21 protein-coding genes are annotated in these 25314 nt (G+C 59.7%); 13 read left to right on the top strand and 8 right to left on the bottom strand.

Annotated elements, in window-relative coordinates; genetic code table 11:
• Nucleotides 1–124: 124 nt before the first annotated feature.
• The 3 genes from B9Z40_RS04425 to B9Z40_RS04435 all read right to left on the bottom strand — a co-directional run bounded on the left by B9Z40_RS04425 (nt 125) and on the right by B9Z40_RS04435 (nt 2500).
• Complete coding sequence (locus B9Z40_RS04425; protein WP_233204783.1) at nt 125–1045, bottom strand: UDP-2,3-diacylglucosamine diphosphatase; 921 nt, start codon at nt 1043–1045, stop codon at nt 125–127.
• Nucleotides 1045–1890, bottom strand: a complete 846-nt coding sequence (locus B9Z40_RS04430) for a GNAT family N-acetyltransferase (protein ID WP_100172069.1) — start codon at nt 1888–1890, stop codon at nt 1045–1047. The genes B9Z40_RS04425 and B9Z40_RS04430 overlap by 1 nt, the downstream gene beginning before the upstream one ends.
• Nucleotides 1891–2005: 115 nt before the next feature.
• A complete protein-coding gene (locus B9Z40_RS04435; RefSeq protein ID WP_100172912.1) occupies nt 2006–2500 on the bottom strand; it encodes an Rrf2 family transcriptional regulator in 495 nt (164 codons plus the stop codon).
• Between the two features lie 124 nt (nt 2501–2624).
• Here B9Z40_RS04435 and B9Z40_RS04440 point away from each other — a divergent pair, with 124 nt between their 5' ends.
• From B9Z40_RS04440 to B9Z40_RS04465, 6 genes are read left to right on the top strand one after another with little or no spacing between them, the layout of a single operon-like run.
• On the top strand, nt 2625–3623 hold the full coding sequence (locus tag B9Z40_RS04440) for a MerR family transcriptional regulator (RefSeq protein WP_100172070.1): 999 nt from the start codon (nt 2625–2627) through the stop codon (nt 3621–3623).
• Between the two features lie 22 nt (nt 3624–3645).
• Nucleotides 3646–4212: a hypothetical protein gene (locus B9Z40_RS04445; RefSeq protein WP_100172071.1), complete on the top strand. Its 567-nt coding sequence runs from the start codon at nt 3646–3648 to the stop codon at nt 4210–4212.
• Entirely contained in the window at nt 4209–5807 is a 1599-nt protein-coding gene (locus tag B9Z40_RS04450; protein ID WP_100172072.1) for a cryptochrome/deoxyribodipyrimidine photo-lyase family protein, read from the top strand. The genes B9Z40_RS04445 and B9Z40_RS04450 overlap by 4 nt, the downstream gene beginning before the upstream one ends.
• 4 nt (nt 5808–5811) lie before the next feature.
• Nucleotides 5812–7131, top strand: coding sequence for a DASH family cryptochrome (locus B9Z40_RS04455; protein WP_100172073.1), 1320 nt, complete (start codon nt 5812–5814; stop codon nt 7129–7131).
• A gap of 11 nt (nt 7132–7142) precedes the next feature.
• Nucleotides 7143–7781, top strand: a complete 639-nt coding sequence (locus tag B9Z40_RS04460; protein WP_100172074.1) for a trimeric intracellular cation channel family protein — start codon at nt 7143–7145, stop codon at nt 7779–7781.
• Between the two features lie 18 nt (nt 7782–7799).
• Nucleotides 7800–8762, top strand: a complete 963-nt coding sequence (locus B9Z40_RS04465) for a DMT family transporter (protein WP_100172075.1) — start codon at nt 7800–7802, stop codon at nt 8760–8762.
• Nucleotides 8763–8850: 88 nt separating this feature from the next.
• Here the strand turns inward: B9Z40_RS04465 and B9Z40_RS04470 are convergent, their stop codons facing one another.
• The gene (locus B9Z40_RS04470) at nt 8851–9264 is read right to left on the bottom strand and encodes a transcriptional regulator (RefSeq protein WP_100172076.1); all 414 of its coding nucleotides are present in this window, start codon (nt 9262–9264) and stop codon (nt 8851–8853) included.
• 102 nt (nt 9265–9366) lie between these two features.
• Here B9Z40_RS04470 and B9Z40_RS04475 point away from each other — a divergent pair, with 102 nt between their 5' ends.
• Nucleotides 9367–11532 carry a site-specific DNA-methyltransferase gene (locus B9Z40_RS04475; protein ID WP_100172077.1) on the top strand — a complete coding sequence of 722 codons (2166 nt, stop codon included), beginning with the start codon at nt 9367–9369 and terminating at the stop codon, nt 11530–11532.
• Nucleotides 11529–14498 carry a DEAD/DEAH box helicase family protein gene (locus B9Z40_RS04480; RefSeq protein WP_100172078.1) on the top strand — a complete coding sequence of 990 codons (2970 nt, stop codon included), beginning with the start codon at nt 11529–11531 and terminating at the stop codon, nt 14496–14498. Before B9Z40_RS04475 ends, B9Z40_RS04480 begins: the two co-directional genes overlap by 4 nt.
• Before the next feature lie 819 nt (nt 14499–15317).
• Here B9Z40_RS04480 and B9Z40_RS04485 read toward each other — a convergent pair.
• The 4 genes from B9Z40_RS04485 to B9Z40_RS04500 all read right to left on the bottom strand — a co-directional run bounded on the left by B9Z40_RS04485 (nt 15318) and on the right by B9Z40_RS04500 (nt 19584).
• Nucleotides 15318–15659: a DNA-binding transcriptional regulator gene (locus B9Z40_RS04485; protein WP_100172079.1), complete on the bottom strand. Its 342-nt coding sequence runs from the start codon at nt 15657–15659 to the stop codon at nt 15318–15320.
• Nucleotides 15649–16026, bottom strand: coding sequence for a type II toxin-antitoxin system RelE/ParE family toxin (locus B9Z40_RS04490; RefSeq protein ID WP_100172080.1), 378 nt, complete (start codon nt 16024–16026; stop codon nt 15649–15651). Before B9Z40_RS04490 ends, B9Z40_RS04485 begins: the two co-directional genes overlap by 11 nt.
• A gap of 176 nt (nt 16027–16202) precedes the next feature.
• Nucleotides 16203–18356 carry a 3-hydroxyacyl-CoA dehydrogenase NAD-binding domain-containing protein gene (locus B9Z40_RS04495; protein ID WP_100172914.1) on the bottom strand — a complete coding sequence of 718 codons (2154 nt, stop codon included), beginning with the start codon at nt 18354–18356 and terminating at the stop codon, nt 16203–16205.
• Between the two features lie 22 nt (nt 18357–18378).
• Nucleotides 18379–19584, bottom strand: a complete 1206-nt coding sequence (locus B9Z40_RS04500) for an acetyl-CoA C-acetyltransferase (protein WP_100172913.1) — start codon at nt 19582–19584, stop codon at nt 18379–18381.
• 123 nt (nt 19585–19707) lie between these two features.
• Here B9Z40_RS04500 and B9Z40_RS04505 point away from each other — a divergent pair, with 123 nt between their 5' ends.
• The 5 genes from B9Z40_RS04505 to B9Z40_RS04525 all read left to right on the top strand — a co-directional run bounded on the left by B9Z40_RS04505 (nt 19708) and on the right by B9Z40_RS04525 (nt 25306).
• A complete protein-coding gene (locus B9Z40_RS04505; protein WP_100172081.1) occupies nt 19708–20871 on the top strand; it encodes an acyl-CoA dehydrogenase family protein in 1164 nt (387 codons plus the stop codon).
• A gap of 77 nt (nt 20872–20948) precedes the next feature.
• Complete coding sequence (locus tag B9Z40_RS04510; protein ID WP_100172082.1) at nt 20949–21647, top strand: TetR/AcrR family transcriptional regulator; 699 nt, start codon at nt 20949–20951, stop codon at nt 21645–21647.
• Nucleotides 21644–22537 (top strand): SDR family oxidoreductase, encoded by an 894-nt coding sequence (locus B9Z40_RS04515; protein WP_100172083.1) that lies wholly within the window; start codon nt 21644–21646, stop codon nt 22535–22537. Before B9Z40_RS04510 ends, B9Z40_RS04515 begins: the two co-directional genes overlap by 4 nt.
• Nucleotides 22534–24156: an acyl-CoA carboxylase subunit beta gene (locus tag B9Z40_RS04520; protein WP_100172084.1), complete on the top strand. Its 1623-nt coding sequence runs from the start codon at nt 22534–22536 to the stop codon at nt 24154–24156. The genes B9Z40_RS04515 and B9Z40_RS04520 overlap by 4 nt, the downstream gene beginning before the upstream one ends.
• A gap of 10 nt (nt 24157–24166) precedes the next feature.
• Complete coding sequence (locus B9Z40_RS04525; RefSeq protein WP_100172085.1) at nt 24167–25306, top strand: DNA alkylation repair protein; 1140 nt, start codon at nt 24167–24169, stop codon at nt 25304–25306.
• The last annotated feature ends 8 nt before the right edge of the window (nt 25307–25314 follow it).

Here is a 25314-nt window from a genome sequence, read left to right on the forward strand (position 1 = left end):
TTGATGACAGAACCGTGAACCAACGCACGGTGTTGCCTCAGGCCTTGGGTCACAGACTATTCAAACAGCGTACTCAACACACCATTGATTTGTGGATACCAAGCTTTTTTCATCAGCGCCAGCTTCATGCAGGCACGGTGTCCACCGCAGGTGCGCGGCTGATCACCACCGCCGCCTCTGCACCCCAGTGAATGATTTCCAAGCGGCCATCCATGTGCTCCACCAAGGCGGTTCGGCTTTCGACCCAATCGCCATCGTTGCAATACAAAATGCCGTTCACCTCTCGGATTTCGGCATGGTGAATGTGACCGCACACCACACCATCAAAACCGCGGCGCTTGGCCTCGCTGGCCACAGCCACTTCAAAGTCGCTGATGAAGTTCACGGCTTTTTTGACTTTCAGCTTGAGGTAAGCCGACAAAGACCAATAGTCCAGGCCAATGCGTGCCCTGAAACTGTTCAGGTGCCGGTTGATTCGGAGCGTCAACTCGTACAACCAGTCGCCCACATAGGCGAGCCATTTGGCACACTGAATCACACCGTCAAAATGATCGCCGTGCACCACCCACAGCTTCATGCCGGTGGCGGTGGTGTGTGTGGTGTCGTGTTCAACCTCGACCCCCCCGAAAGCATGCCCCACAAAGTGGCGAGCAAACTCGTCGTGGTTGCCCGGCACATAGATCACACGGCAACCTTTGCGTGCGCGGCGCAACAATTTTTGAACCACATCGTTGTGGCTTTGAGGCCAGAACCAGCGCCTGCGCAGCTGCCAGCCGTCCACGATGTCACCCACCAAATACAACACATCGCTCGGGTGGTTTTTCAAAAAGTCGAGCAAGGCCTCGGCCTGAAAGCCGGGCGTGCCGATGTGCAGGTCCGAAATGAAAATGGCCCGCAAACGTTGGCGGCCTGAGGTCGTATCTTCGTCATCGTGCGCATCCTGGTCATGCCCACTTGGCAATGAAGCCCCTAAAAAATCCTCAGGCAAACCTGCCAAAGGTGTTTTCAGGAGCAGCTGCGCAGGCATGGGGCTGATCGATGCCATCACTGCACATCCGGGAAAAAGTGCTTGCGGTAGCGGGCTGGCAGATCGGCCGTGCGCATCAACATGGGCAAATCTGCCGTGTTGAAGTCTGGGTCCCAAGCGGGCGCACCCAAAACCTTGGCGCCCAGTTTCAAGTAGCCACGGATCAAAGCAGGCGGGGCAATGGGCAAGTTGTGATCCAACTCCTCGACTGGCAGGGGCAAACGGGGGCGCACATGGTATTGGATATCGGCCAAATGGGTCTGGCGAAGTTGGTGCCAAATGCTGGCCGCCACGTCTCCGCTGACCACACCGTTGTGCAGCATGGGAATGCTGGCGCAACCGATCATGGTGTCCAAGCGGTTGCGGTCCATGAACTCGAACAAAGCGCCCCAAAGCGCCATGACCACACCTCCATGACGGTGGTCCGCATGCACACAACTGCGGCCCAACTCCACCATGCGTTTGCGCAGGTCACGCAGTCGGGTCAAGTCAAACTCGGTGTCGCTGTAGGTGCCGCCCACCCGCTTGGCCTGAGCGGGTGTGAGTACGCGGTAAGTGCCGATCACTTGGCCTGTGTCCGCTTGTTTGACCAGCAGGTGCTCGCAATAGTCGTCAAACACATCCACATCGTGGCCAGGCACAAGGGTGGACAAGCGCGCACCCATTTCGGTGCCAAAAACCTCAAATCGGAGTTTCTGTGCCTCGCGCACTTCGTCTTGGTGCCGGGCCCATGTCACTTCAATGGCTTTTTTCGCTGGACGCTGCAAAAAGTCCACACCAAGCGCGCCTTGGCCGGATGGCCCCATGCTGCTGGTGGCACTGACGGGTGGTAGCGCAAGTGCGGGATGGGTCAACTCTTTCATGGCCTGGCTTCCTTTGAATCTGTTGACCGATGATCCAAAAGAGCGATGACATGAAAAAGTCTTTTTCGTTAAGTTTCCGTGACGTTTAAAAAGCGTTGAATTGGACCCACGGTGCTCAGAGCATCATGCTCAGCTGAAACACCGAGTTGGGTGCTTTGGGCATCACGGGTGCTGGCAGCGGTTTCAAGCGGAACTGGCCGAGCATGGAGGACACACGGGCGTCGCGGGGCATAAAAGGAATGGCCACATCGTCCAAAGTCTGAGAGGCCAATGCTTGTTGCAAGTGACGCTGGATGTCGACCTCCAGCGACTTCATGGGGTGGGCCTCGTCTGCATACACCTCGTCAAAACTGTGCAGCACTTCAAAGTGTTTGACCACGTCCCACAAAGTGATGTCCTCTGGGTTGCCTCGAATTTGGTAACCGCCACCTGGGCCACGGTGCGCCCGGATCAAGCCTGCTTCGCGCAGCTCTTTCAGGATCGACTCGGTGTAAGAAGAGGACAAACCCAGGCCTGAAGCGATTTCTTCGGTCGTCACCGGTTCCACAGCAGAACGAGAAGTGATGAAAACCGCAATGTCGACGGCTTTGGCTGTTTTCTTCAAGATCATGTTGAGCTCCTCATTTGAGTGGTCATTGTATTGTTTAAAGCCAAAAAATCCACTCAAAATATGTTTTATTTGTTTTTAAATCGAAATAAAGCATAAAATATCTACTCAATACATAAACAAGACAATGCCCAACACCCTCCTTACCCCTCCGGCGATCTACCGTATTGGCGCAGTCTCCAAGCTCAGTGGCGTGCCCGTGCCGACCCTGCGCATTTGGCAAACGCGCTACAGCGCGTTTTCGCCCGCGACCTCGCAAGGGCAGCATCGCCTCTACAACGACGAAGATTTGCGCAAAGCGGCCTTGTTGAAGACGCTGACCGGACAGGGTCATGGCATCCGTTTGATCGCGGGTTTGGGCAACCCGCAACTTGAGCAATTGCTGCAAACCAGCGCCGAGATGGGCCGTGCAGCAGCTTTGCGCAAGACAGCGGTGGGTACGATGCCAAGCGCATGGGGCGTGGTGGGTGAAAGCCTGGCCGAACGCCTTCGATCGCCCGCCTTCCAAGCCCTCAGGCCTGGCCATCCCCTTGCCATCCACCAAGTTTGGTCCGACCTGAACGAGGTACAAAACAAGCGCTTGGATGAACCTCTGGATGTGTTGATGGTGTCGGTCAACAGTTTGAACGACCAGGCAGCCCAGCAAATTTTGGCGTTGGCGCAACAACTCGGCGTGCGATTGACGGTGGTGATTTACGGCTTTGGTCAGACAAATGCCTTGGCCCAGCTGGAAAGGGGCGCCTGCTTGGTGCATCGCCACACCCTCGACGATGCCACTTTGGCCGATATCGTTCAAAGCGCACGTCCTGCGCAGTTGGCAAGCCCTCGCGCTTGGGTTGAGACCAGCCGGCCCATTCCGCCCCGCCAGTTTTCAGATGCGGTTTTGCAGCGGGTGGCCAACATCCCCAGCCAAGTGCTGTGCGAGTGCCCACGCCATGTGGCGGAACTCATTGGTCAACTCGGCCAGTTTGAGGACTACAGCCGCGATTGCCTGAACCAAAGCCCCAAAGACAGGGAATTGCACGCCCAGCTGAACACCATGGCCGCCTCGGCCAGGGCCTTGTTTGAAGATGCCTTGCGCATGGTGGCCACACACGAAGGCATATCGCTGCAAGAGTTGGCTTGAAAATCGCAGACAAAGACACCGCATGAAACGACACGTCGCAGCGACCCTTTTGGGCGTTTTGGGCCTGCTGGTCATTGACAGTCATGTCAATTGGGTGCCGCATGACCAAGGCACTTTGCTGGAAGTGAGCGGCCAAGTGTTTGACACTCGGGGCTGGGCCTCCGAGCAATGGCGGCGCTGGCGCACCCAGTGCCAAGCCGTGAATGGCCAAGCAGTGCCGATGGCCACGGTCAACGCCGTTTTCCAAGTCATTCAGCAGCACAGCCTGCCCGATTCTCTGGAAGCCCAAATTTTGCAAGTGCAAACGCAAGGCGACTGGGCCATCGCCGAAGTCGCCTTCAAAACCTTGAACCCCAGCATCGTGGTGCTGCGCCAGTGGGGTGGCGCATGGCACATCCAAGACACCGCGATCTGGAGTGGCTCCACCGCGCCCTGGCATGCCGCCGACTTTGTGCGCCGTTACCTGCGCCAGCAAGCCCCTGAGCTGCCCGAAGCCTTGCTGGCCTGCTTTCCAATTGACCTGGCCCGTTACGGCCAAGGTCCGGGGGGCTTAGGACCTGTGAACCTGGGCACGAAAGACAGACCATGACGTACCGCGTGGTCTGGTTCAAACGCGACTTGCGCCTGCACGACCATGCGGCGCTCGCGCACGCAGCCACCCAAGGCCCCGTGCTTTGCCTATACATCGTTGAACCCGATTTGTGGGCGCAACCCGACGCAGCTTTGCAGCACTTTGAATTTGTGCGCGAATCACTGATCGAATTGCACCAAGACCTGCAAGCGCTAGGCGGCAGCTTGCAAGTGCGCATGGGGCCTGCAGTGCAGGTGCTGGCTGCGCTGCATGCGCAAGCCCCATTTGCCGAATTGGTGGCGCACGAAGAAACTGGCAATGCTTTCACTTATGAACGCGACCTGCAAGTGGGCGCGTGGTGCCGCAGGGCGGGCGTGGCTTGGACCGAGTTGCCGCAGTTTGGTGTGGTGCGCCGCCTCAAAAGCCGCAACACTTGGCAAGCCCGCTGGGAAGGGCACATGGCCGCGCCGCAAGTGGTCTTGCCCGAATTGCACTTTTTCAATGGGGAGGACCATTCAGGCCCCGAGGTGATGACACCCCCTCTCGGCCTGCAACACAACCCCACCCAGCGCCAGCGCGGTGGGCGTCGCTTGGGTCTTGAAACCTTGAACAGTTTTTTGGATGTGCGTGCCTTGGGCTACCGGGGTGGCATCTCCTCGCCGCTGTCTTCGCCCACCGCGTGTTCGCGCTTGTCGGCCTACCTGGCCTATGGCTGCATCAGCATCCGCGAGGTGGTGCAAAGCACCCGCGCTGCGCTCGATGCTTTGCCGCCTCAAGCGGGCAAGCACAAGGCAGGTCTGATCGGTTTCATCAGCCGTTTGTATTGGCATTGCCACTTCATCCAAAAACTCGAAAGCGAGCCCGAAATTGAGTGGCGCAACATGCACCGGGGTTACGACGGCCTGCGTGAAGACGGCTGGAACGATGCCAACTTTGCGGCCCTGACCTCGGCCCGGACCGGCTGGCCCATGGTGGACGCTTGTGTGGTCATGCTTTATGAAACCGGTTGGCTCAACTTTCGCATGCGGGCCATGCTGGTGTCGGTGGCGGCTTACCCGCTGTGGCTGGACTGGCGGCCCGTGGGCCATTGGCTGGCCACGCAGTTTCTGGACTACGAACCCGGCATCCACTGGAGCCAGTTGCAAATGCAATCGGGCACCACCGGCATCAACACCACGCGGGTGTACAACCCCATCAAGCAAGCCCAAGACCACGACCCCAAAGGCATCTTTGTGCGCCGCTGGCTGCCGCACATGCGGCGTGTGCCCGACACATGGCTGTTCGAGCCTTGGCTCATGCCACCCGAAGTGCAGCGCCACTGCGGCCTGACGGTGGGCAGCGGGCCAGATGATGACATCCCCCTGCCCGTGGTGGACTTGGCCGAAGCAACACGCAACTCCAAAGCCGCGCTGCACGCCCGTCGTGCCGAACCCGGTGTGAAGGCAGGCAAAAAAGCCATCGTCGAGAAACACGCTTCGCGCAAACACGGCAGCGGCCACCAACGCGATGTGTTCACGCGTGACAGCGACACCCCTAAGAGCGGCCGCCGAAAGTCGGCCAAGTCCACTTCAGACAACACCCCACCCAGCGCTCAGTTGGGCTTTGATTTTTAAAAGCATGCGCACCACCATCTACTGGTTCCGAAACGACTTGCGCTTGCACGACCAACGCGCACTTCAGCAAGCCGTTGAGCACGCACAGGCCCATGGCCAAGCCCTGCTGCTGGTCTATGTGCACGAACCCGTGCAAGACGAGCCCACCACCTGGGGCTTTCGCCGCATGGGCGCACACCGCAGGCGTTTTGTGGCTGACACGCTGCAAGACCTGCAAAACTCATTGCAGGCACTGGGCCAGCGCTTGGTGTTGCTGCACGGCCCCGTGGCCCAAGTGCTGCCCGCCTGTGCACGCCTGGTCCAAGCCGACACCGTGTTTTGCGAGGACATCGCTGCGCCCGAAGAAGAAGCGCAGGTGCAAGCGCTGATCGACGCGGGGCTCACCGTCAAAACCCTGTGGCAGTCCAGCCTGATCGAACCCGACGCCCTGCCCTTTGCGGCCGAAGAGATGCCGCAGGTCTTCACCGAGTTTCGCCAACGCATCGAATCCAAGGGGCTCAAACCCTTGACGCCGCTGGCCGCGCCCACCCAGCTGCCTGCGCCGCCGATCGACAGCTTGACCGCTTTGCCTGGCTGGACAGACAGCCCATTCAGCCTGCTGCAAGCCCACACCGAAGGCGACGCGCACACGCGGTCCAACTTCCCATACACACAAGCGCAGTACCGAGGCGGCGAAACCAGCGCTTTGGCCCACCTGCAAAGCTACCTCTCACCGCCTTGGCCGGATCGCTACAAACAAACCCGCAACGCCCTGCAAGGCGAGCACACCAGCAGCCACTGGTCGCCCTGGCTGGCCACGGGCGCAGTGTCGGCCCGCCGCATTTGGGCCGAGCTCCATGCCTATGAGCAAACACACGGCAGCAACGACGGCACCTATTGGCTTTGGTTTGAGCTGCTGTGGCGCGACAACTTCCGGATGCTTCACTTGCAACACGGCCCACAACTCTATGCGGCACGGGGTTTGTCCAACTTGCCCAAACCCTCGCACTTTCCCAAGGACTTTGCACGCTGGTGCCAAGGCCAAACCGGCGAGCCCATCGTGGACGCGGGCATGCGCGAGCTGGCCGCCACGGGTTTCACCTCCAACCGCATGCGCCAAATTGTGGCCAGCTTTTTGGTGCACGACTTGTCATGCGACTGGCGCGCAGGTGCAGCCTGGTTTGAGTCGCAATTGGTGGACTTTGACGTGTGCAGCAACCAAGGGAACTGGTTGTATGTCAGCGGCCGTGGCACCGACCCGCGTGTGGGCAGGCGCTTCAACCCCGCCAAACAAACCCAAGACCACGACGCGCAAGGCCGCTATCGGCAAGTCTGGCTGGCCTGATAATCCTTGGCATGTATGCCATTCAATCCTGGGGAGACACCCTTCGCCTGCTGGTCGAGCTGTCGGCCACCGCCGCCTTTGCCCTCTCGGGCCTGATGGAAGCGGCGCGCAAACGGCTGGACGCGGTGGGCGTGTGTGTGGTTGCCTTTTTGGCAGCATTTGGTGGCGGCACGCTGCGCGACTTGCTGCTGGACCAACGCCCCTTCTTTTGGGTGCAACACACCGAAATACTTTGGGGCGTTTTGACCCTGTGCGTACTGGCCATGGTCTTCATGCGACAGCGGCATTTTGAAGTCACCGAAAAAGCCATCCTCTGGCCCGACGCACTGGGCCTGGGCCTGTTCACTGCCACCGGCGTGCACCAAGCTCTGCAAGCGAACATGCCGCCTGTGGTGGCTGTGCTGATGGGCCTGATCACCGGCGTGTTTGGCGGTGTGCTGCGCGACATGGTGTGCAACGAAATCCCCACCGCCTTCAAAGACCACCGACCCTACGCGGTCTGCGCCTTTGCGGGCGGCTGGACTTATGTGGGCTTGTGGTTCACCGACGCGCCCGGATGGGTGGCCCTGCTCGGCTGCCTGTTGGTCACGGTGGGCTTGCGCGCGCTGGCACTTTGGCGCAACTGGCAACTGCCCGCTTGGCGCGCCTGAACCGATTCCTCAAGACGCATGTCCAACCACACCAACGCTTTCTGGGGCGGCATCTTTTTTTCTTTGGCCGCCGGACTCATGTGGGGCTTGGTGTTTGTCGGCCCGCTCATGCTGCCCGAATACCCCGCCGCGTTGCACACCTTTGGCCGTTACCTGGCCTTTGGCCTGATCGCCTTGCCCTTGGCCTTTGTCGACCGCGCTGAAATCAAACGCCTGACCCGGGCCGACTGGCTGGCCGCGCTCAAGCTGGCAGCCATCGGCAACGTGCTGTATTACCTGTTTTTGTCCAGCGCCATCCAGCGTGCGGGCGGCGCGCTGCCCACCATGATCATCGGCACGCTGCCCGTGGTGATTGCGGTCGCAGCCAACTTGCTCAACCACCAGCGCGATGGGCGTTTCCCGTGGCTGAAACTGGCCCCACCCTTGGCGCTGATTTTGCTGGGGATTGCGTGTGTCAACCATGTGGAGTGGGCCGCCCTGCTGCAAAACCCGCAGGCCGACACCGGCCGCTACATCACCGGTGCGGTGCTGGCCGTGGGTGCGGTGGTTTGCTGGACTTGGTACCCCCTCAAAAACGCCGACTGGCTGCGCGGCCACCCCGACCGCAACGCCCGCGTGTGGGCCACCGCGCAAGGCCTGGCCACGCTGCCCCTGGCCCTGCTGGGCTACGCCGCGTTCTGGCTGTGGAGCAGCGCCACGAACAACCCGCTGCCCATGCCCCTGGGGCCACGCCCCCTCGAATTCATCGGCCTGATGATGGCGATTGCGCTGTTCGCCTCATGGCTGGGCACCCTGTGCTGGAACGCCGCCAGCCAACGCCTGCCCACCGCCTTGGCGGGCCAGCTCATCGTGTTCGAAACCCTGGCGGCGCTGGCTTACGCCTTCTGGTTGCGCGGCCAGTGGCCCGAACCGCTGACGCTGGCGGGCATTGCGCTGCTGGTGGCTGGGGTGATTGGCGGGGTCAGGGTCAAAGCGGTGTGATCCAAGCCCCAATGCATTGGATAACCACTGGGCTGCGGACGACCGTTAGAAGAACGACCGAACAGAGCTGATCCCTCAAAAGCTAGTCTTACTTCTTGGCAGATGTATCTGGCACACCGTTGGCTTTGGCAAAAGTCAAGATCACTTCGCGAATGATCTTGCGCTGCGCTGCGGGAAGCTGCAAAAAAGCATCGAAGGTTTCGCGCTCTACGTAGCCGACACCCTCATCCCATCGTTTTTTGTGCTGCTGCACCGACAAACGCACGGCATCGCCAAAGCGCAAGACGTCAGGCTCCACCTTGAGCCACTCGGCCAAAACTTTCATTTTGTCCTGCATCGGGATTGAACGGTTGTTCAGCCAACCCCACGCCGCCTGATTGCTGATCGACTTGCCAGGCCAGCGCAAATTGAACTCATGTTCCAAAACCGAAGGACTGGCCACGTAGCCCGCCTCAAGCATGGCGGCCCGCAAACGCTCTGTGAATTCGATTTTTTCATTCATCCAAGCAAACTACAAACCGCTTGATGATTTTCTCAAATAGCTGTTGAGTATCATTACAACAATCAGTTGAAAACTGAATCAACAGCTTATTGAGTCCATTGCATGCCCAAGTCCCTCCTCGAACAACTCCCCGACATCGTGGCCAACGGCCGCAAGCAAGCTGAAAAAATCCTGGAGGGCATCGAAAGCCGTCACCGTGTGGGGCTACAGACCCGTGAAGTGGTGCTGCCAGCCCGTGACACTGCAGTGCAAGACTGGGTCACCCAGCAAAACAGGACCAGCCAGCGCGAGGTGTTTGCACCGGGGCAAGCCAGCCTGATCGAAAACCCACAAGCCACGTTGGGCGCCGCGCCCGAAGCGCCTTGGGCCAATCGGCTGATTTATGGCGACAACTTGCTGGCCATGGCCGCCTTGCTTGCGGGTGACGAGAACACGCCCAGCCTGCGCGGCAAGGTGGACCTGATCTACATCGACCCGCCTTTTGACTCTAAGGCCGACTACCGCACCAAGGTCACACTGCCGGGTGTGGAGATCGAACAAAAGCCCACGGTCATCGAGCAATTCGCCTATTCAGACACATGGAGCGACGGCACCGCCTCGTACCTCGCGATGATCACGCCGCGCCTGATCCTGATGCGTGAATTGCTGGCTGATACCGGGTCAATCTACGTGCATCTTGATTGGCATGTGGGGCATTACGTGAAGATTGTCATGGATGAGGTCTTTGGGAAAGATAACTTTCGGAACGAGATTATCTGGAAGCGAACTGCCAGCCATTCCGACAGCGGCCAGGGAGCCCAGCATCTTGGCCGCCAACACGATGTGATTTATTGGTTTGCAAAGACTGAAAATGCCTTGGTCAACCCCATCTATGAGCCTTATTCGCAGGAGTACATAGACAGCGCCTATAAACATGTTGAAGAACGATCCGGACGGAAATACCAGCTAGACAACACTAGCGGTCCTGGTGGCGCACAAAAGGGAAATCCATACTACGAGTTCATGGGAGTTTCTAAATACTGGCGCTATTCAAAAGAACGAATTGAGCGGCTTTACAAGGAAGGTCGGTTGATTAAGAGCAAGACCGGCAGCGACTGGCGCTACAAGCGATATTTAGACGAAATGCCAGGAGTGCCTCTGCAGTCCCTTTGGCTGGACATAGCCCCACTTCAAAGTCAAAGCGCACAACGAACCAACTACGCCACACAAAAGCCTGAGCGGTTACTCGAAAGAATTATCAGCATTTCAACGCGAGAGAACAGTGTTGTGGCTGACTTCAATGGTGGATCTGGGACCACCGCCTCCGTCGCAGAAAAATTAGGTCGCCGCTGGGTCACTACAGACCTCGGCAAACCCGCCTGCATGATCATGCGTAAACGCCTGATCGACCAAGAAGCCAAGCCCTTCATTTATCAAGCCATTGGCGACTACCAAGTCGAAGCAGCCAAGGCCACGCTGGGCCGCGATTTCCGCATTGGCGATTTGTCGCAGATCGTCTTGTCTCTCTACGGCGCGCTGCCCTTGCCTGCCGACGTCAATCCCCAGCGCAATTTGGGCCAGATTTCAGCCTATGCCTATGGCAACTCCAAGGGCAGCAAAACCCTGGTGCTGGCCGATTCACCCAACAAGCTCACCGGCATGGCCACACTCAAAAAGGCCATCGCTCAGCGCGACAACCTCATGGGCGGATGGGACCGTGTGGTGGTGTTGGGTTGGAACTTTGAACCCTCGATTGGCGAGACCATCACCGCGCTCAACGACAGCCGCCTCGAAGTGCTGGTGATCCCGCCCGACCTGATGGACCGCCTCAAGAAGAAAGGCGGCATCGACAAGCTGCGCGGGCAAGTGCGTTTCTCGTCGCTGCAATATCTGACCATCGAGCCAATCACGCGCCAAGTTTCAGCCAATGCAAGCGATGCACCCCCAACCGAAACACTCAACATCAAGCTCAAGAACTACGTGTTGCTGTCACCCGAGGCGATCAACCTGGACGATGCCAACCGCCAAGCCTTGCAGCAAGTGGCCAACAAGGAGCCGCTGGCCCTGATCGAATATTGGGCGGTGGACCCAGACTACGACGGCAAGGTGTTCCGCTCGGTCTGGCAAGACTACCGGGGTAACACCGCCAACGATGCCGATGTGCTGCGTGTGGTCACGCAAGCGCAAGTGACCGTGCCGGTAAAGAGAGGGCCACGCAAGGTATGCGTGCGAGTGGTCAATGTGTTTGGCTTTGAAGCCGAAGTGGTGGCCACTGTGGAGGCCTCATGAGCACCACCGCCCACAAAACCGATGACCAATTGGCCCTGGCCGAAGGCCTGACCACCAAAACCAATCAGCTCTGCCTGGGCCTGGAATCGGGCGCAGCAGACATTCTGGAACTGGTCACCCCCACCACGGCCGATTTGCTGGCCTGGTGGTTTGGCGAAGACATGGTGATGGCCCGTGGCGGTCTGAACTTTCACTCCGGACAAAAGCAGGCTATTTTGAACGCCATCGTGGCGCACGAAGTGCTGGGCGCTGGCCTTGAGCACTGGACGCTGCTGGACTTGTACCGCGCCGCCGCGCCCGATGCGCTGCTGACGGGGACGCGTTTGAACGAAGTGTCTGCCGACAAACACGGCCACCCCAAGTACTGCCTGAAGATGGCCACGGGCACGGGCAAGACCTGGGTGTTGCAAGCGCTGATGATTTGGCAGTTGCTCAACAAAAGCGCGGCACTGGCTGAAGGGATTGACGACCCACGTTTTACCCGCCAGTTCATGGTGGTGGCGCCAGGCCTGATTGTTTATGAACGTTTGCTCGATGCGTTTTGCGGCAAGCTCGTTGCAGGTGGCAATGGCTCGCGTGACTTCGCCAGCTCGGACATGGCCAAGTTTGCCGACCTGTTCATCCCCGAGGCGCACCGTGAATCGGTGTTTGCGTTTGTGCGCGGCAACGTGTGCAGCAAGAATGAGATTGGCCTCAAAGCCACGGGCAACGGCATGATCGCCATCACCAACTGGCACTTGCTGGCCGAAGGCGATGTGACTGAAGACATTGAAGAAGTCGAAACACTGGGCGCACCGCTGGACCCGCAAGACGTGGTGGCTCGGGTGCTGCCACTGACGCCCGGACGCGCAACAGGCAACAGCCTGGACGTGCTGGATCGCCGATATGCACGCGGCAATGTGCTGGAATTTTTAGCGCAACTGCCCGAGCTGATGGTGTTCAACGACGAAGCGCACCACATCCACGAATTCAAGCGTGAAGGCGAAACGACCGAAGTGGAATGGCAAAAGAGCCTCAGCCGCATCGCCCAGACCAAAGGCCGCCGCTTTGTGCAGGTGGACTTTTCGGCCACACCCTACAACGACGTGGGCTCGGGCAAGAACAAGCGCAAGGTGTACTTTCCGCACATCGTGACCGACTTTGACCTGAAAAGCGCCATGCGTGCCGGGCTGGTCAAGTCGCTGGTGCTGGACCGCCGCAAGGAAATCGGCGCATTGCCGCTGGAGTTCAAAGCCGAACGCGATGAATCGGGCAACCCGGCTCTGAGCGAAGGGCAACGCGTGATGCTGCGAGCAGGCCTGGCCAAGTTGCGTAAGCTGGAAAAAGACTTTGCGGCTATCGACCCGCACCGCCACCCCAAGATGCTGGTGGTCTGCGAAGACACCACCGTGTCGCCGCTGGTGGCCGAGTTCTTGCGCGACCAGGAAGGCTTGAGCGAAGACGAGGTGATGACCATCGACTCGGGCAAAAAGGCCGAGCTGGGCGAAAAAGACTGGGCTCCTGTGCGCGAACGCCTGTTCAGCGTGGACCACCACGCCACCCCGCGTGTGATCGTGAGCGTGTTGATGCTGCGCGAAGGCTTTGACGTGAACAACATCTGCGTCATCGTGCCGCTGCGCTCCAGCCAAGCGCAGATTCTGCTGGAGCAAACCATCGGGCGCGGCTTGCGCCTGATGTGGCGCGACGCGGAATACAACGACATCAAACGCGAAAACCGCGAACTGATCGAGGCCAGCAAAGAACCCGGGAGCTTGCTCGATGTGCTGTCCATCGTGGAGCACCCGGCGTTTCAGTCTTTCTATGACAATCTGATCAACGAAGGCCTTGCGGGCACCACAGGCGATGACGACGGTGATGGCACCTCGGCAACGGGCGACGTGATCGCAGCAGAACTGCGCGAAGGCTTTGAAGCCTTTGACTTCGGCATCCCGTTCATCCTGCAAGAAGCCGACGAACTGCGCGACCACAACCAGATCGACGTGACCTCGCTGCCAGCCTTCACGGCCATGACGGCGGACCAGCTCAAGGGCATGCTGGGCAAGGGCGACACTTTTGTCTCGCAAGACCTGCAAAGCGCCACGCTGTTTGGCGACTACCGGGTGGATGGCGCGGTGATGAACGTGAGTGGCTACAACGATTACCTGTCACGCCTGACGCGGCGCATCAGCCAGGCGCTGAGTGAGCCACTGCCCAAAGGCAACAAGATCGCCACGCACCTGGCCAAGCCCTATCTGCAAGTGAACACCGCCGAACTGACGGGCTGGATTGACGACTACGTCTGGACGCAACTGTTTGCGGGCACCTTCAACCCGCTGGAAGATGAGAACTGGCGCTTGCTGCTGTTGCAACCCGTGGTGGACCACATCACCAAAGTGTTTGCGGTCGGCTTGCTTGAATCGGAAGAAAAACACACCACAGGCCAAACCGAAGTGCATCTGCGCTATTTGAGCGAAGTGCCCAAAATCATGGTGCGCGAAAGTGCATCGCTGGAAGTGTCCAAATGCATCTACACCCGGCTGGGCTGGCCCAGCCGCAACGGCGGACTGGAGCGCGCCTTCATCCACTGGGCGCAAGCCGACACGCAAGTGCTGGCGTTTTGCAAAATCAGTGAAAACCGCCACACCTTTGCCCGCCTGCGCTATGTGAAAGACGACGGCCTGCCCGCCTTCTATTCACCCGACTTTCTGGTGCGCACTGCTGGCGCGGTGTACCTGGTCGAAACCAAAGGCCAAGAACAGACCATCCACCCCAACGTACAACGCAAACTGAAAGCTGCGCTGGCTTGGTGTGAACGCATCAATAACTTGACTGAAGAACAACGCGGCGGTCCACCTTGGCACTACGTGCTACTGGGTGAGGCAGTGGTTTATGAGTGGCAGGGTAAAGGTGCGCGGCTGGCGGAGCTGCTGGACTATGCAAGGCTGCGGCCGCTGGGGGAGGCTTCGTTGCAGCAGCGGTTGATTTGAGGGGGGTAACTCTAAGTTGAAAGTCAGTCCAACAGTTCTAAAGTACCAAAACTTCATCTTGAAGAAATCCGACAAGTTGAAGTTAATTTCCCGATAAGCCATGCGGCTCTAAACCGTTTAGTCATAGACATTAAAGTTTTCAAAGATTAGGTTCAACGCCTCGAATCCATCTACCACCAAAAACTCACTGCCCTCGCCGACCGCAAAATTTCGCTACTGCACCATGCCCTAAGCGGGCAGCTTTAAAAACCACTTGCTCTGAACCGTCGACATGCTGTCGATGGTTGATCTGTAGTGAGGTCGGTGACAAAACGTCACCAAATGGAAGCCTCAGGAAAAACTTCAGTCGGTTACGCGCTGTAACCGACTGAAACAGTTCAACCGTACGAGAAAAACGTACAGTTGAACCGGTGACAAACTGTCACCAGTTGCTGGCAATTCTGGCAATGCAGTTGAAGACCATTTTGTTGACCCCACCAAAATGGTTGAAATCGGCTCCGTCGCACAGCGTGAAGTGACGTAAGCGCCTAGGCTTTGAAGTCTTTCGCAACTCCTGCAAGCTTGTTGCGGTTATTACATTTGATGAGCCGTTAAAAAACTCCAGCTTCTGCAAAAGCACCTCACACCACCCTAGATACCAGCGAATGGTGTTCCTTTCTAGGCGAATTCAACCGCCCCCAAGCATTCTCCAGCTGCTTGATGCTTGCAGGCTGTGAGGTGTGCAGTTACTAGGCGAAGAAGCTCACGCGAAGTTCTTTCAGCAGCCAATGGAATCGAGTACACGCTCGTCCACCGCGCCTTTGAACTCGCGCAGACGCATCACAGCAAAGCATCCAACCCCTTTCGGTCCAGTAAGTTCAGCAACTTGAGAGACGGGCCGCTGGGATGCTTTTCGCCGATCTCCCATTTGCGAACTGTGGATGCACTGGTGTTGAGCACCGAGGCCATCACCGTCTGACTCAGGTTGTGCTGCTCGCGCAAGGCACGGATTTGCACGCTGTCATACGGCGCAATCGGCTCCATGCACAGCGCGTCGAGCTTTTGCATCTTGCGCTTGTCGATGAATCCCAAACGCTCCAGATCGGCCGCTGTTTCGTAAACCGTTTCCAACACGCGGCTGGCGGTTTGGGGTTTGGCCTTGGGTTTCGCTTCAGTGCTCATGGTAAATCTCCTGTAATGAACCGTCTTGCACCGCGACTTCAAGCTGAGCCCCGGACAAGTCCAGCAGTTGTTTGGCCAGCCACTGCAAAGATTCCAGCTCAACGCGGGACACATTGGCCTTTTCGTTCTTCTCGAACCCGAACACAAAAAACCAACGGCTGGCCCTGCGCGTCGCCACCAATGTGCGGGCGCCACCCCGCTTTCCGCGACCAGGCAAAGCAACGCGCTTCTTGAGCACATCACCACCCAAATCAGCATCCACCAAGCCACTGACCATCTCGCTCACGGCTAAGCACAAAGCGTCATCCGTCAGATCGGTTTTACGCATCCATTTGGCAAATTGGCGGGTTTTGAAGACGCGGCGCATGATTTAAATTATGCCACTAAGTGGCATACATCGTAAAACCATTCGTGGTTCAACTGGCCCCAAGCCTTCTCAAGCTGCTTGATGCAAACCGGCTATGGAGTGTGCAAAAGTAAAAACGCAGCACCCAATATCCCGGGTGCTGCGTTTTGACTTGCAAGCCCTTCCGGGCCTGTAACTCAATACACCGGCTGGTGCTGCTTCAAGCTCGCAATCACTTCCGCCGTCAGCACAAAGCCCGCGCCATACTTCGCGGCCAGTTCAGCACAACGCTTGGCAAACGCATCCACGCCTTGGCCATAGATGAACTGCAACGCGCCACCTGTCCAGGCCGGAAAGCCGATGCCGAAGATCGAACCGATGTTGCCGTCGTGCACCGAGGTCAGCACGCCTTCTTGCAGGCAGCGGGCGGTTTCCACGGCTTGGCGGTACAGCAGGCGGTCTTTGATGTCTTGCTGGCTGTAGGTCACGTCGGCTTTTTCAAAACGGGTTTTGAGCTCGGGCCACAGCACTTTCTTTTGACCAGCGGGGTAGTCGTAAAAACCACCGCCTGCGGCGCGGCCGGGGCGCTTGAGTTCTTTGACCATGCGCTCCACAAACAGCTCGCCGGGTGTGGCGGTGTGCGTTTTACCTTCTTTGGCAAAGTCTTCTCGGGTTTGGTCCAGCACATGAACCGACAGCGACAGCGCAGTTTCGTCCAGCACGGCCAGCGGCCCCACGGGCATGCCCACTTGCATGGCCAGGTTTTCGATCACCGGGGCGGGGATGCCCTCGCCCAGCATGGCCGCGCCTTCCATCACAAAGGTGCCAAAGGTGCGGCTGGTGTAAAAGCCGCGTGAGTCGTTCACCACAATCGGCAGCTTGCCCAGCGCCTGCACGTAGTCGTACGCACGGGCGATGGTTTCGTCGTCGGTCTGCGCGCCACGAATGATCTCCACCAGCTGCATCTTGTCGACGGGGCTGAAGAAGTGGATGCCGACGAATTTGTTCGCGTTGGCGCTGGCCGTGGCCAGACCACTGATGGGCAAGGTCGAGGTGTTGCTGGCAAAGAAACCGCCTTCGGCGAGCATGGGCTCGGCCTCTTGCGTGACCTTGGCTTTGAGTTCGCGGTTTTCAAACACGGCCTCGATGATCAGGTCGCAGCCTTTGAGGTCTGCGGCGCTGGCCGTGGGCTGGATGAGTGACATCAAGGCCGCTTGTTTGTCAGCCGTCATGCGGCCTTTGTCCACGCGCTTTTGCGTGAGCTTGTGGCTGTAGGCCTTGCCTTTTTCTGCGGCTTCCAAGCTCACATCTTTGAGCACCGTGGCTATGCCCCGACTGGCTTGTGAATACGCGATGCCCGAGCCCATCATGCCCGCACCCAAAATGCCCACTTTTTGGGGCTTGTAGCGCGGTGCAGCCTTGGGGCGGCTTTGGCCGCCCTTGATGCTGTTCATGTTGAAGAAGAAGGTGTTGATCATGTTGCGCGCCACCGAGCTGGTCATGAGCCCTGCGAGGTAACGGCTTTCGATGCGCATGGCGGTGTCAAAGTCCACCATCGCACCTTCGACCATGGCGGCCAGCGCCGCTTCGGGTGCGGGGTACAGGCCGCGTGTTTTTTGCTTGAGCACTGCAGGGGCCACACTCAGCATGCCCGCGATCTTGGGGTTGCTCGGCGTGCCGCCGGGCATTTTGTAGTCCTTGCGGTCCCACAGGTGTTGGGCGGCTTCGGGCTGGCCTTGGCTTGCCGCGATGTACGCCAGAGCGCGGGGGCGCAGCTCGTCGTCGCTGGCCACGATCTCGTGCACCAGGCCCAGCTTTTGCGCTTCTTCAGGCCCAAAGAGTTTGCTCTCCAGCACATAGGGCTGCGCGGCCAGCAGGCCCAGTTGGCGCGTCATCTTGGTGATGCCGCCACCACCGGGAATCAAGCCCAGCGTGACTTCGGGCAGGCCGAACTGCGTTTTGGGGTTGGCCGTGGCGATGCGGTAGTGGCCGATCAGCGCCACCTCCCAGCCGCCACCCAGAGCCGAGCCGTTGAGGCAACTGACCACGGGAACCCCTTGCGTCTCGATGGTGCGGAAAGCTTTCTTGATGCCTTCGATGTCGGCAAAGACACGCGGGCCGTCTGAGGCTTTGGAGCGCATCACGCCCTTGAGGTCGGCCCCCGCAAAAAAGGTTGACTTGGCAGAGGCCAGGATGACGCCTTTCAATGCCGCCTTGTCTTTGGCCACCTGCTCAGCCGCCTGGGTCAGGTCGGCCTGCCATTGCAGGCACATGGTGTTGACCGGCGAGCCTTGCTCGTCAAAGGTGATGGTGGCGATACCGTTCGCCAGTTCGTAGCGCAGTGTTTTCAAAATCATGATGGTGTCTCCCCTGTCAAACGCGTTCAACGATGGTGGCGATGCCCATGCCGCCGCCCACACACAAAGTGGCCAAGCCGTAACGCAATTGGCGGCGGTGCAGCTCGTCGATCAGGATGCCCAGAATCATCGCGCCCGTGGCCCCGAGCGGGTGGCCCATGGCGATCGCGCCACCGTTGACGTTCACTTTGTCATGCGACACGCCCATCTCTTGCATGAACTTCATGGGCACGGCGGCAAAGGCTTCGTTCACCTCGAACAAATCGATCTGGTCAATGGTCAGGCCCGCCTTGGCCAGCGCCTTGCGGGCAGCGGGCATGGGGCCTGTGAGCATGATGGTCGGGTCAGCGCCCGACAAAGCCACCGACACGATGCGGGCACGCGGTGTGAGGCCATGGGTTTTGCCTGCGGCCTCCGACCCGATCAGCACCGCCGCTGCGCCGTCCACAATGCCGGACGAGTTGCCCGCGTGGTGCACATGGTGGATGCGCTCGACCTGCGGGTAACGCTGCAAGGCCACGGCGTCAAAGCCCATCGCGCCCAGTTGTTCAAACGAGGCTTTGAGGCCGCCCAGTGTTTCCACCGTGGTGCTGGGTTTGATGAATTCGTCTTTCGCCAGGATGACCTGCCCGAGCTTGTCTTTGACCGGCACAACCGAGCGGTCGAAGTAACCCGCCGCACGCGCGGCCGTGGCGCGCTTTTGCGACTCGACCGCGAAGGCATCCACATCGTGGCGGCTGAAGCCACTCATGGTGGCGATCAGGTCAGCGCCAATGCCCTGTGGCACAAACAGCGTGGCGCTGTTGGTCTCGGGGTCTTGTGCCCAAGCGCCGCCGTCCGCACCAATCGGCACGCGGCTCATGCTTTCAACGCCACCAGCGACGACCAGGTCTTCCCAGCCGCTGCGCACTTTCATGGCAGCCATGTTGACCGCTTCCAGGCCCGAGGCACAAAAGCGGTTGAGCTGCACGCCCGAACAGCGCCAGTCCCAGCCCGCTGCCAGCGCCGCCACTTTGGGGATGACCGAGCCTTGTTCACCAATCGGCGAGACCACGCCCATGACCACGTCGTCTACCGCAGCGGTGTCGAACTGGTTGCGGCTTTGCAGCTCGCGCAGCACGCCCGACAGCAAGCTGATCGGCTTGACTTCGTGCAAGCTGCCGTCTTTTTTGCCTTTGCCACGCGGTGTGCGTATGGCGTCATAAACAAATGCTTCGCTCATGAATGTCTCCTGGGGGTCATCAAGGGGTTTGCCCTGTGTTGTGGGGTTCTGCATTCAGTATAGACTTTTACCAAGCAAACGCTTTGTATAAATCTTCCATCTTCAGTCCAACAGGTGACACCCATGATCGAACGCACCCTTTTTACCGCCGACCACGAAGCCTTTCGCGACAGCTTTCGCCGCTTCATGGACAAGGAAATCGCCCCCCACCACGAGGCCTGGGAAGAGCAAGGCTATGTGGACCGCACCGTGTGGGACAAGGCCGGTGAAAACGGCTTTTTGTGCATGACATTGCCCGAAGCCTATGGTGGCTCGGATGCGGACAAGCTGTATTCGGTGGTGCAGATGGAAGAGTTGTCTCGCGCAGGCTTCACCGGCATTGGCTACGGCCTGCACAGCGAGATCGTCGCCCCTTACATCCTGCATTACGGCACCGAAGCGCAAAAGCAAAAGTACCTGCCCAAGCTGGCCAGCGGCGAGATGGTGGGTGCGATTGCCATGAGCGAACCGGCTGCGGGCTCTGACTTACAAGGCGTCAAAACGACAGCGATGCTGCAGCCGGATGGCACTTACCTCATCAACGGCAGCAAGACCTTCATCACCAACGGCTGGCACGCCGATCTGGTGATTTTGGTGGCCAAGACCGACCCGGCCGCCGGAGCCAAAGGCACCAGCTTGTTTTTGATCGAGCGCGGCACGCCTGGCTTTGAAAAAGGCAAGCGCTTGAAGAAGCTGGGCTTGAAGGCACAAGACACTTCCGAATTGTTTTTTGACAACGTGAAGGTCAGCGCCGACCAACTGCTGGGTGGCGCGGCCATGCAGGGCAAGGGCTTCATTTGCCTGATGGAGCAGCTGCCTTGGGAACGCCTGCAAATCGCGATTGGCGGCATTGCAGCAGCGCAAGCGGCCATCGACTGGACGGTGCAGTACGTGAAAGACCGCAAGGTGTTTGGCCAGGCTGTGGGCAACTACCAAAACACCCGCTACACCCTGGCCGAGTTGCAGACCGAGGTGCAGGTGGCGCGTGTGTTCGTGGACAAGTGCAGCGAGTTGCTGCTGCAAGACAAGCTGGACACGGCAACGGCCAGCATGGCCAAGTACTGGTGCTCGGATTTGCAGTGCAAGGTGATGGACGAATGCGTGCAGCTGCACGGCGGCTACGGCTACATGTGGGAATACCCCATCACCCGCGCCTATGCCGACGCCCGCGTGCAACGCATCTACGGCGGGACCAACGAGATCATGAAAGAAGTGATCTCGCGCAGCATGGGTTTGGCAGGGCGCTGAATGCCAGCCATTTCTTCCTCCTTGTGGGAGCAATGCTCTTTGTGGGAGCGACGCCCTCGTCGCGAAGGTTTTCTGCCATGACCGAGCTGGCCGAGCCCAAACGCGCACGCGGTCGCCCCCGCAAGACCGAGGGCGAGCGCGACGACGGCAACAGGCGTCAGGCGCTCATCTCGGCAGCAGCGCAGCTGTTTCACCGCAAGGGTTACGACGCCACCAGCACCCGGGAGATTGCGGCGCTTGTCGGCATGCAGCCGGGCTCGCCGTTTTATCACTTCGGCAACAAACAAGACCTGTTGCTGGCGGTGATGGTCGAAGGCATGAAGCAGGCCAGCCAGCGCCAAGAAACCGCCCGCGCGGGTCTGGCCGATGACCTGCCCCCACGAGAACTATTGCGCGCCCTGATCCGCAACCAGTTCGATGTGCTGCTGGGGCCTGACAGCGATTTCATTCCGGTGATGCTTTACGAATGGCGATCCCTGAGCGCAGAGCAGCGCCAGACCATCACAAAAATCAAAGACGACTACGAAGCCGCCTGGACGCCAGTGCTTCAAGCGCTGCACGCCAGCGGCCAGTTGCTGGCCCCGGTGCAGCTGGCGCGTTTAATGATTTTTGGCGCACTCAATTGGGCGGTTCAGTGGTACCAGCCGCCAATTCAAACAGCAGCCAAACGCGTAACCAAAGCAGCACCCCAAACAACACCCAAAAGCCCCGTACGTGCATCGCTGGACGATTTGACCGATGCCGCACTGGCCTTGTTTTTGAGAGACCCCAAATGACAACACCCACGCCATACCGCTCTGTCTTTGCCCCCGGCTTGCTAACAGGCCAAGTCATCCTGGTCACCGGCGGCGGATCGGGCATTGGCCGCTGCACCGCACACGAGCTGGCCAGTCTGGGAGCGCATGTGGTGCTGGTGGGCCGCAACCCCGACAAGTTGACCGCCACCGCGCAAGAGATCACGGGTGATGGTGGGCAAGCCACTTGGCACAGCTGCGACATCCGGCGCGAAGACGATGTGAAAGCCATGGTCGCGCAGGTGGTGCAGCAGCATGGGCGCATTCATGGCTTGGTCAACAACGCGGGCGGGCAATACATCTCGCCCTTGGCAAAAACCAGCGCCAAAGGCTGGCAAGCGGTGATCGACACCAACCTCACCGGTGGCTTTCTCGTGGCGCGTGAGTGCTTCAACCAAAGCATGCAAGCGCACGGCGGTGCGGTGGTCAACATCGTGGCCGACATGTGGGGCTCGATGCCGGGCATGGGCCACAGCGGCGCAGCGCGGGCAGGCATGGTCAGCTTTACAGAAACCGCCGCGCTCGAATGGGCGGCACAAGGCGTGCGCGTGAATGCCGTGGCCCCAGGCTACATCGCCAGCAGCGGCATGGACCACTACCCACCCGAGGCGGGCCCTATGCTGCGCGAAATGCGCAACACGGTGCCGCAAGGCCGATTTGGCACCGAAGCTGAAACGTCAGCAGCCATTGTGTTTTTGTTGTCACCCGCAGCGAGTTTCATCAGCGGCACCGTGCTGCGTGTGGACGGTGCCCGCCCGCAAATGCGCATGGGCTGGCAGCAAGGAGTGGCCCAAGCCGATGTTCAAGAACGCGATGCCGTCAAACCGTTTAACGGCTTTCACCGCGCCGTGACCCCCAAGGTATTCCAATGAACTTCGAATCCACCTGGAACCCGCACAGCCCCGTGGCGCAGCAGCGACGCGAATCGGCGCTGGCCCGTCTGGCGCAGTGGCATGCCCTGCAAGACCGCGCAGCGCTTGCCTCGGCCCAATCCAAACCAGTGTTCGACAAACGCGGGCAACTGCTGCCGCGTGAACGTGTGGCCTTGCTGCTGGACCCGGGTGCACCGTTTTTGCCGCTGTGCGCGCTGGCGGGCTTTATGCAAGACACGCCCGACCCCACCAAATCGGTGCCCGGTGGCGGCATGATCGCGGGCATTGGCTTCATCAGTGGCGTGCGCTGCATGGTGGTGGCCAGCGACTCGGGCATTGAAGCCGGGGCCATTCAGGCGCGCGGCCTTGAAAAGATTTTGCGCGTGCAGGAATTGGCGCTCGAAAACAAATTGCCATTTGTGCACCTGGTCGAAAGCGCCGGGGCCAACCTGATGCAGTACAAGGTTGAGGGCTTTGTGCTGGGCGGCAGCCTGTTCCGCAACTTGGCACGTTTGTCGGCAGCGGGCTTGCCGGTGCTCACGGTGCAACACGGCTCGGGCACCGCAGGCGGGGCCTACATGCCGGGCTTGAGTGACACCGTGATCATGGTGCGCGGCCGATCGCGGGCCTTTCTGGCCGGGCCGCCTTTGCTCAAAGCCGCCACGGGCGAAGTGGCCACCGAAGAAGAACTGGGCGGGGCCGAGATGCACACCAGCGTGTCGGGCCTGGGTGAATACCTGTGCGAAGACGACCGCCAGGCACTGGGGACCGCACGCGATGTGGTGGCGCGTTGGGACTGGGCTGCGCGCAGCACGCAACGCAAAGACAACAACACGTTCAAGCCCCCGCGCCTGGACGCAGAAGAACTTCTGGGCCTCATGCCCGCACACCACCGCGAACCCATCGACATGCGCGAAGTCATCTTGCGCTTGGTGGACGACTCGGATTTTCTGGAATTCAAACCGCTGTTCGGCGCGGCCACCGTGTGCGCACAGGCGCGCATCGGCGGACATGCCGTGGGCATCATCAGCAACAACGGGCCCATCGATGTGGCCGGGGCCAACAAGGCCACGCACTTCATCCAGTGGATGTGCCAATTGGGTCACCCCATTGTGTATTTGCAAAACACCACCGGCTACATGGTGGGCAAAGACAGCGAGCAAGGCGGCATGATCAAACACGGCTCCAAGATGATCCAGGCAGTGACCAGCGCCACCGTGCCGCAGATCACCATCCAGTGCGGGGCCTCGTTTGGTGCGGGCAACTACGGCATGTGCGGCCGGGGTTATGCACCACGCTTTTTGTTCAGCTGGCCGGGGGCCAAGACGGCGGTGATGGGTGGCGAGCAAGCGGCACGCACCATGCAGATCGTGGCGGAAGCCGGCATGGCACGCAAAGGCATCACGCCAGACACCGAAAAAATGCAGGCCCAGTTCGACAAGATCGTGGCCCTGTTTGAAGCGCAGGCCGACGCCTTCTACACCAGCGGCTTGGTGCTTGACGACGGCGTGATCGACCCGCGCGATACGCGCAGCGTGCTCAGCTTTTGCCTCGACACCTGCTTGGAAGCTGCAGCACGCCAACCCCGCGCCATGACATTTGGCGTGGCCCGCATGTGAGAACGGACGCATGGCCACCGAACTGAAACACCTGCTGCCCATGACTGACGCCCTGCAATTGGGTGAGCGTCTGAAATCAGCAGGTGCGACGCTGAGCCAGGCTGCATGGCAGCGAGCCCTTGGAGCTGACTTTGAACAGCTGGGGTTGATGGACCGGGGTCACCGTTTGTGCGTGGTGTTGAGGCAGTTTTTGCCCGGCGATTTTCGGCAAGCGGCACCGCTCTTGGTCCAAACCATGGGACGGCCGATGGGGCTGGACCCACGCGGCGAACCTGTGGCCCCTGGCGATGTGGCGAGCAGCTTTTATCACTTGCCCCACAGCATGTACATAGCCGAGCATGGCTTGGCCCACTTGACCGAAGCCATGCAGGCGCAGCACGCGCTGACCCAACGCTTCACGGCAGAATTCAGCCTGCGCCCTTTTTTGCAACAGCACACACAAGCCACCTTGGCGCACTTGGCGCAATGGGCCAGCGACCCTAACGCCCATGTGCGCCGCGCCGTGAGTGAAGCCACGCGGCCCCGCTTGCCCTGGGCAGCACGCTTGCCGGACTTTGTCCGTGACCCGTCTCCGGTGCTGCCTTTGTTGGCCCAATTGCGTGACGACAGCTCATCGTATGTGCGCCGCTCGGTGGCCAACCACCTGAATGACATCGGCAAAGACCACCCGGAGTTGCTCACGGGCACGGCCCGCCAATGGCTGGACGATGCGCCAGTACCCGCCTCGCGGCAGGCCTTGCTGCGCCATGCCCTGCGCACCGCCATCAAGCGCGGCGATGCACAAGCGCTGGCCTTGTTCGGCCACGGGCAACCGTCGGAGCTTCAGATTCAAGGCACCAAAATCACCCCGTCAAAAGTCCGCATAGGTGACAGCCTGACCCTGCACTGCACCCTTTACAACCCCACTGCACAGGCGGCCAGCGCCCTGGCCGATTGGCGCGTTTTTTACGTCAAGGCCAACGGCACGCTCAGCCCCAAGGTGTTCAAAGGCAGCACCCTACAGATCGGTGCATACGGCCATGGCGTGCTGGAAAAAACACTGTCGCTGCGCCAAATGAGCACCCGCACCCACCACCCAGGCCGCCACACCGTCGAGATCGTCCTCAATGGACACGCGCACAGCATTGGCCACTTCGATCTGCACCCCTGAAACCACCC

Origin of the sequence: Limnohabitans sp. 15K (assembly GCF_002778285.1) — a bacterium.
Taxonomy (GTDB): domain Bacteria; phylum Pseudomonadota; class Gammaproteobacteria; order Burkholderiales; family Burkholderiaceae_C; genus Limnohabitans_A.

Bases quoted from the DNA above. Each gene is read 5' to 3' on its own strand.
- B9Z40_RS04425 (WP_233204783.1), bottom strand. From the start codon at position 1,045: ATGGCATCGATCAGCCCCATGCCTGCGCAGCTGCTCCTGAAAACACCT.
- B9Z40_RS04430 (WP_100172069.1), bottom strand. From the start codon at position 1,890: ATGAAAGAGTTGACCCATCCCGCACTTGCGCTACCACCCGTCAGTGCC.
- B9Z40_RS04435 (WP_100172912.1), bottom strand. From the start codon at position 2,500: ATGATCTTGAAGAAAACAGCCAAAGCCGTCGACATTGCGGTTTTCATC.
- B9Z40_RS04440 (WP_100172070.1), top strand. From the start codon at position 2,625: ATGCCCAACACCCTCCTTACCCCTCCGGCGATCTACCGTATTGGCGCA.
- B9Z40_RS04445 (WP_100172071.1), top strand. From the start codon at position 3,646: ATGAAACGACACGTCGCAGCGACCCTTTTGGGCGTTTTGGGCCTGCTG.
- B9Z40_RS04450 (WP_100172072.1), top strand. From the start codon at position 4,209: ATGACGTACCGCGTGGTCTGGTTCAAACGCGACTTGCGCCTGCACGAC.
- B9Z40_RS04455 (WP_100172073.1), top strand. From the start codon at position 5,812: ATGCGCACCACCATCTACTGGTTCCGAAACGACTTGCGCTTGCACGAC.
- B9Z40_RS04460 (WP_100172074.1), top strand. From the start codon at position 7,143: ATGTATGCCATTCAATCCTGGGGAGACACCCTTCGCCTGCTGGTCGAG.
- B9Z40_RS04465 (WP_100172075.1), top strand. From the start codon at position 7,800: ATGTCCAACCACACCAACGCTTTCTGGGGCGGCATCTTTTTTTCTTTG.
- B9Z40_RS04470 (WP_100172076.1), bottom strand. From the start codon at position 9,264: ATGAATGAAAAAATCGAATTCACAGAGCGTTTGCGGGCCGCCATGCTT.
- B9Z40_RS04475 (WP_100172077.1), top strand. From the start codon at position 9,367: ATGCCCAAGTCCCTCCTCGAACAACTCCCCGACATCGTGGCCAACGGC.
- B9Z40_RS04480 (WP_100172078.1), top strand. From the start codon at position 11,529: ATGAGCACCACCGCCCACAAAACCGATGACCAATTGGCCCTGGCCGAA.
- B9Z40_RS04485 (WP_100172079.1), bottom strand. From the start codon at position 15,659: ATGAGCACTGAAGCGAAACCCAAGGCCAAACCCCAAACCGCCAGCCGC.
- B9Z40_RS04490 (WP_100172080.1), bottom strand. From the start codon at position 16,026: ATGCGCCGCGTCTTCAAAACCCGCCAATTTGCCAAATGGATGCGTAAA.
- B9Z40_RS04500 (WP_100172913.1), bottom strand. From the start codon at position 19,584: ATGAGCGAAGCATTTGTTTATGACGCCATACGCACACCGCGTGGCAAA.
- B9Z40_RS04505 (WP_100172081.1), top strand. From the start codon at position 19,708: ATGATCGAACGCACCCTTTTTACCGCCGACCACGAAGCCTTTCGCGAC.
- B9Z40_RS04510 (WP_100172082.1), top strand. From the start codon at position 20,949: ATGACCGAGCTGGCCGAGCCCAAACGCGCACGCGGTCGCCCCCGCAAG.
- B9Z40_RS04515 (WP_100172083.1), top strand. From the start codon at position 21,644: ATGACAACACCCACGCCATACCGCTCTGTCTTTGCCCCCGGCTTGCTA.
- B9Z40_RS04520 (WP_100172084.1), top strand. From the start codon at position 22,534: ATGAACTTCGAATCCACCTGGAACCCGCACAGCCCCGTGGCGCAGCAG.
- B9Z40_RS04525 (WP_100172085.1), top strand. From the start codon at position 24,167: ATGGCCACCGAACTGAAACACCTGCTGCCCATGACTGACGCCCTGCAA.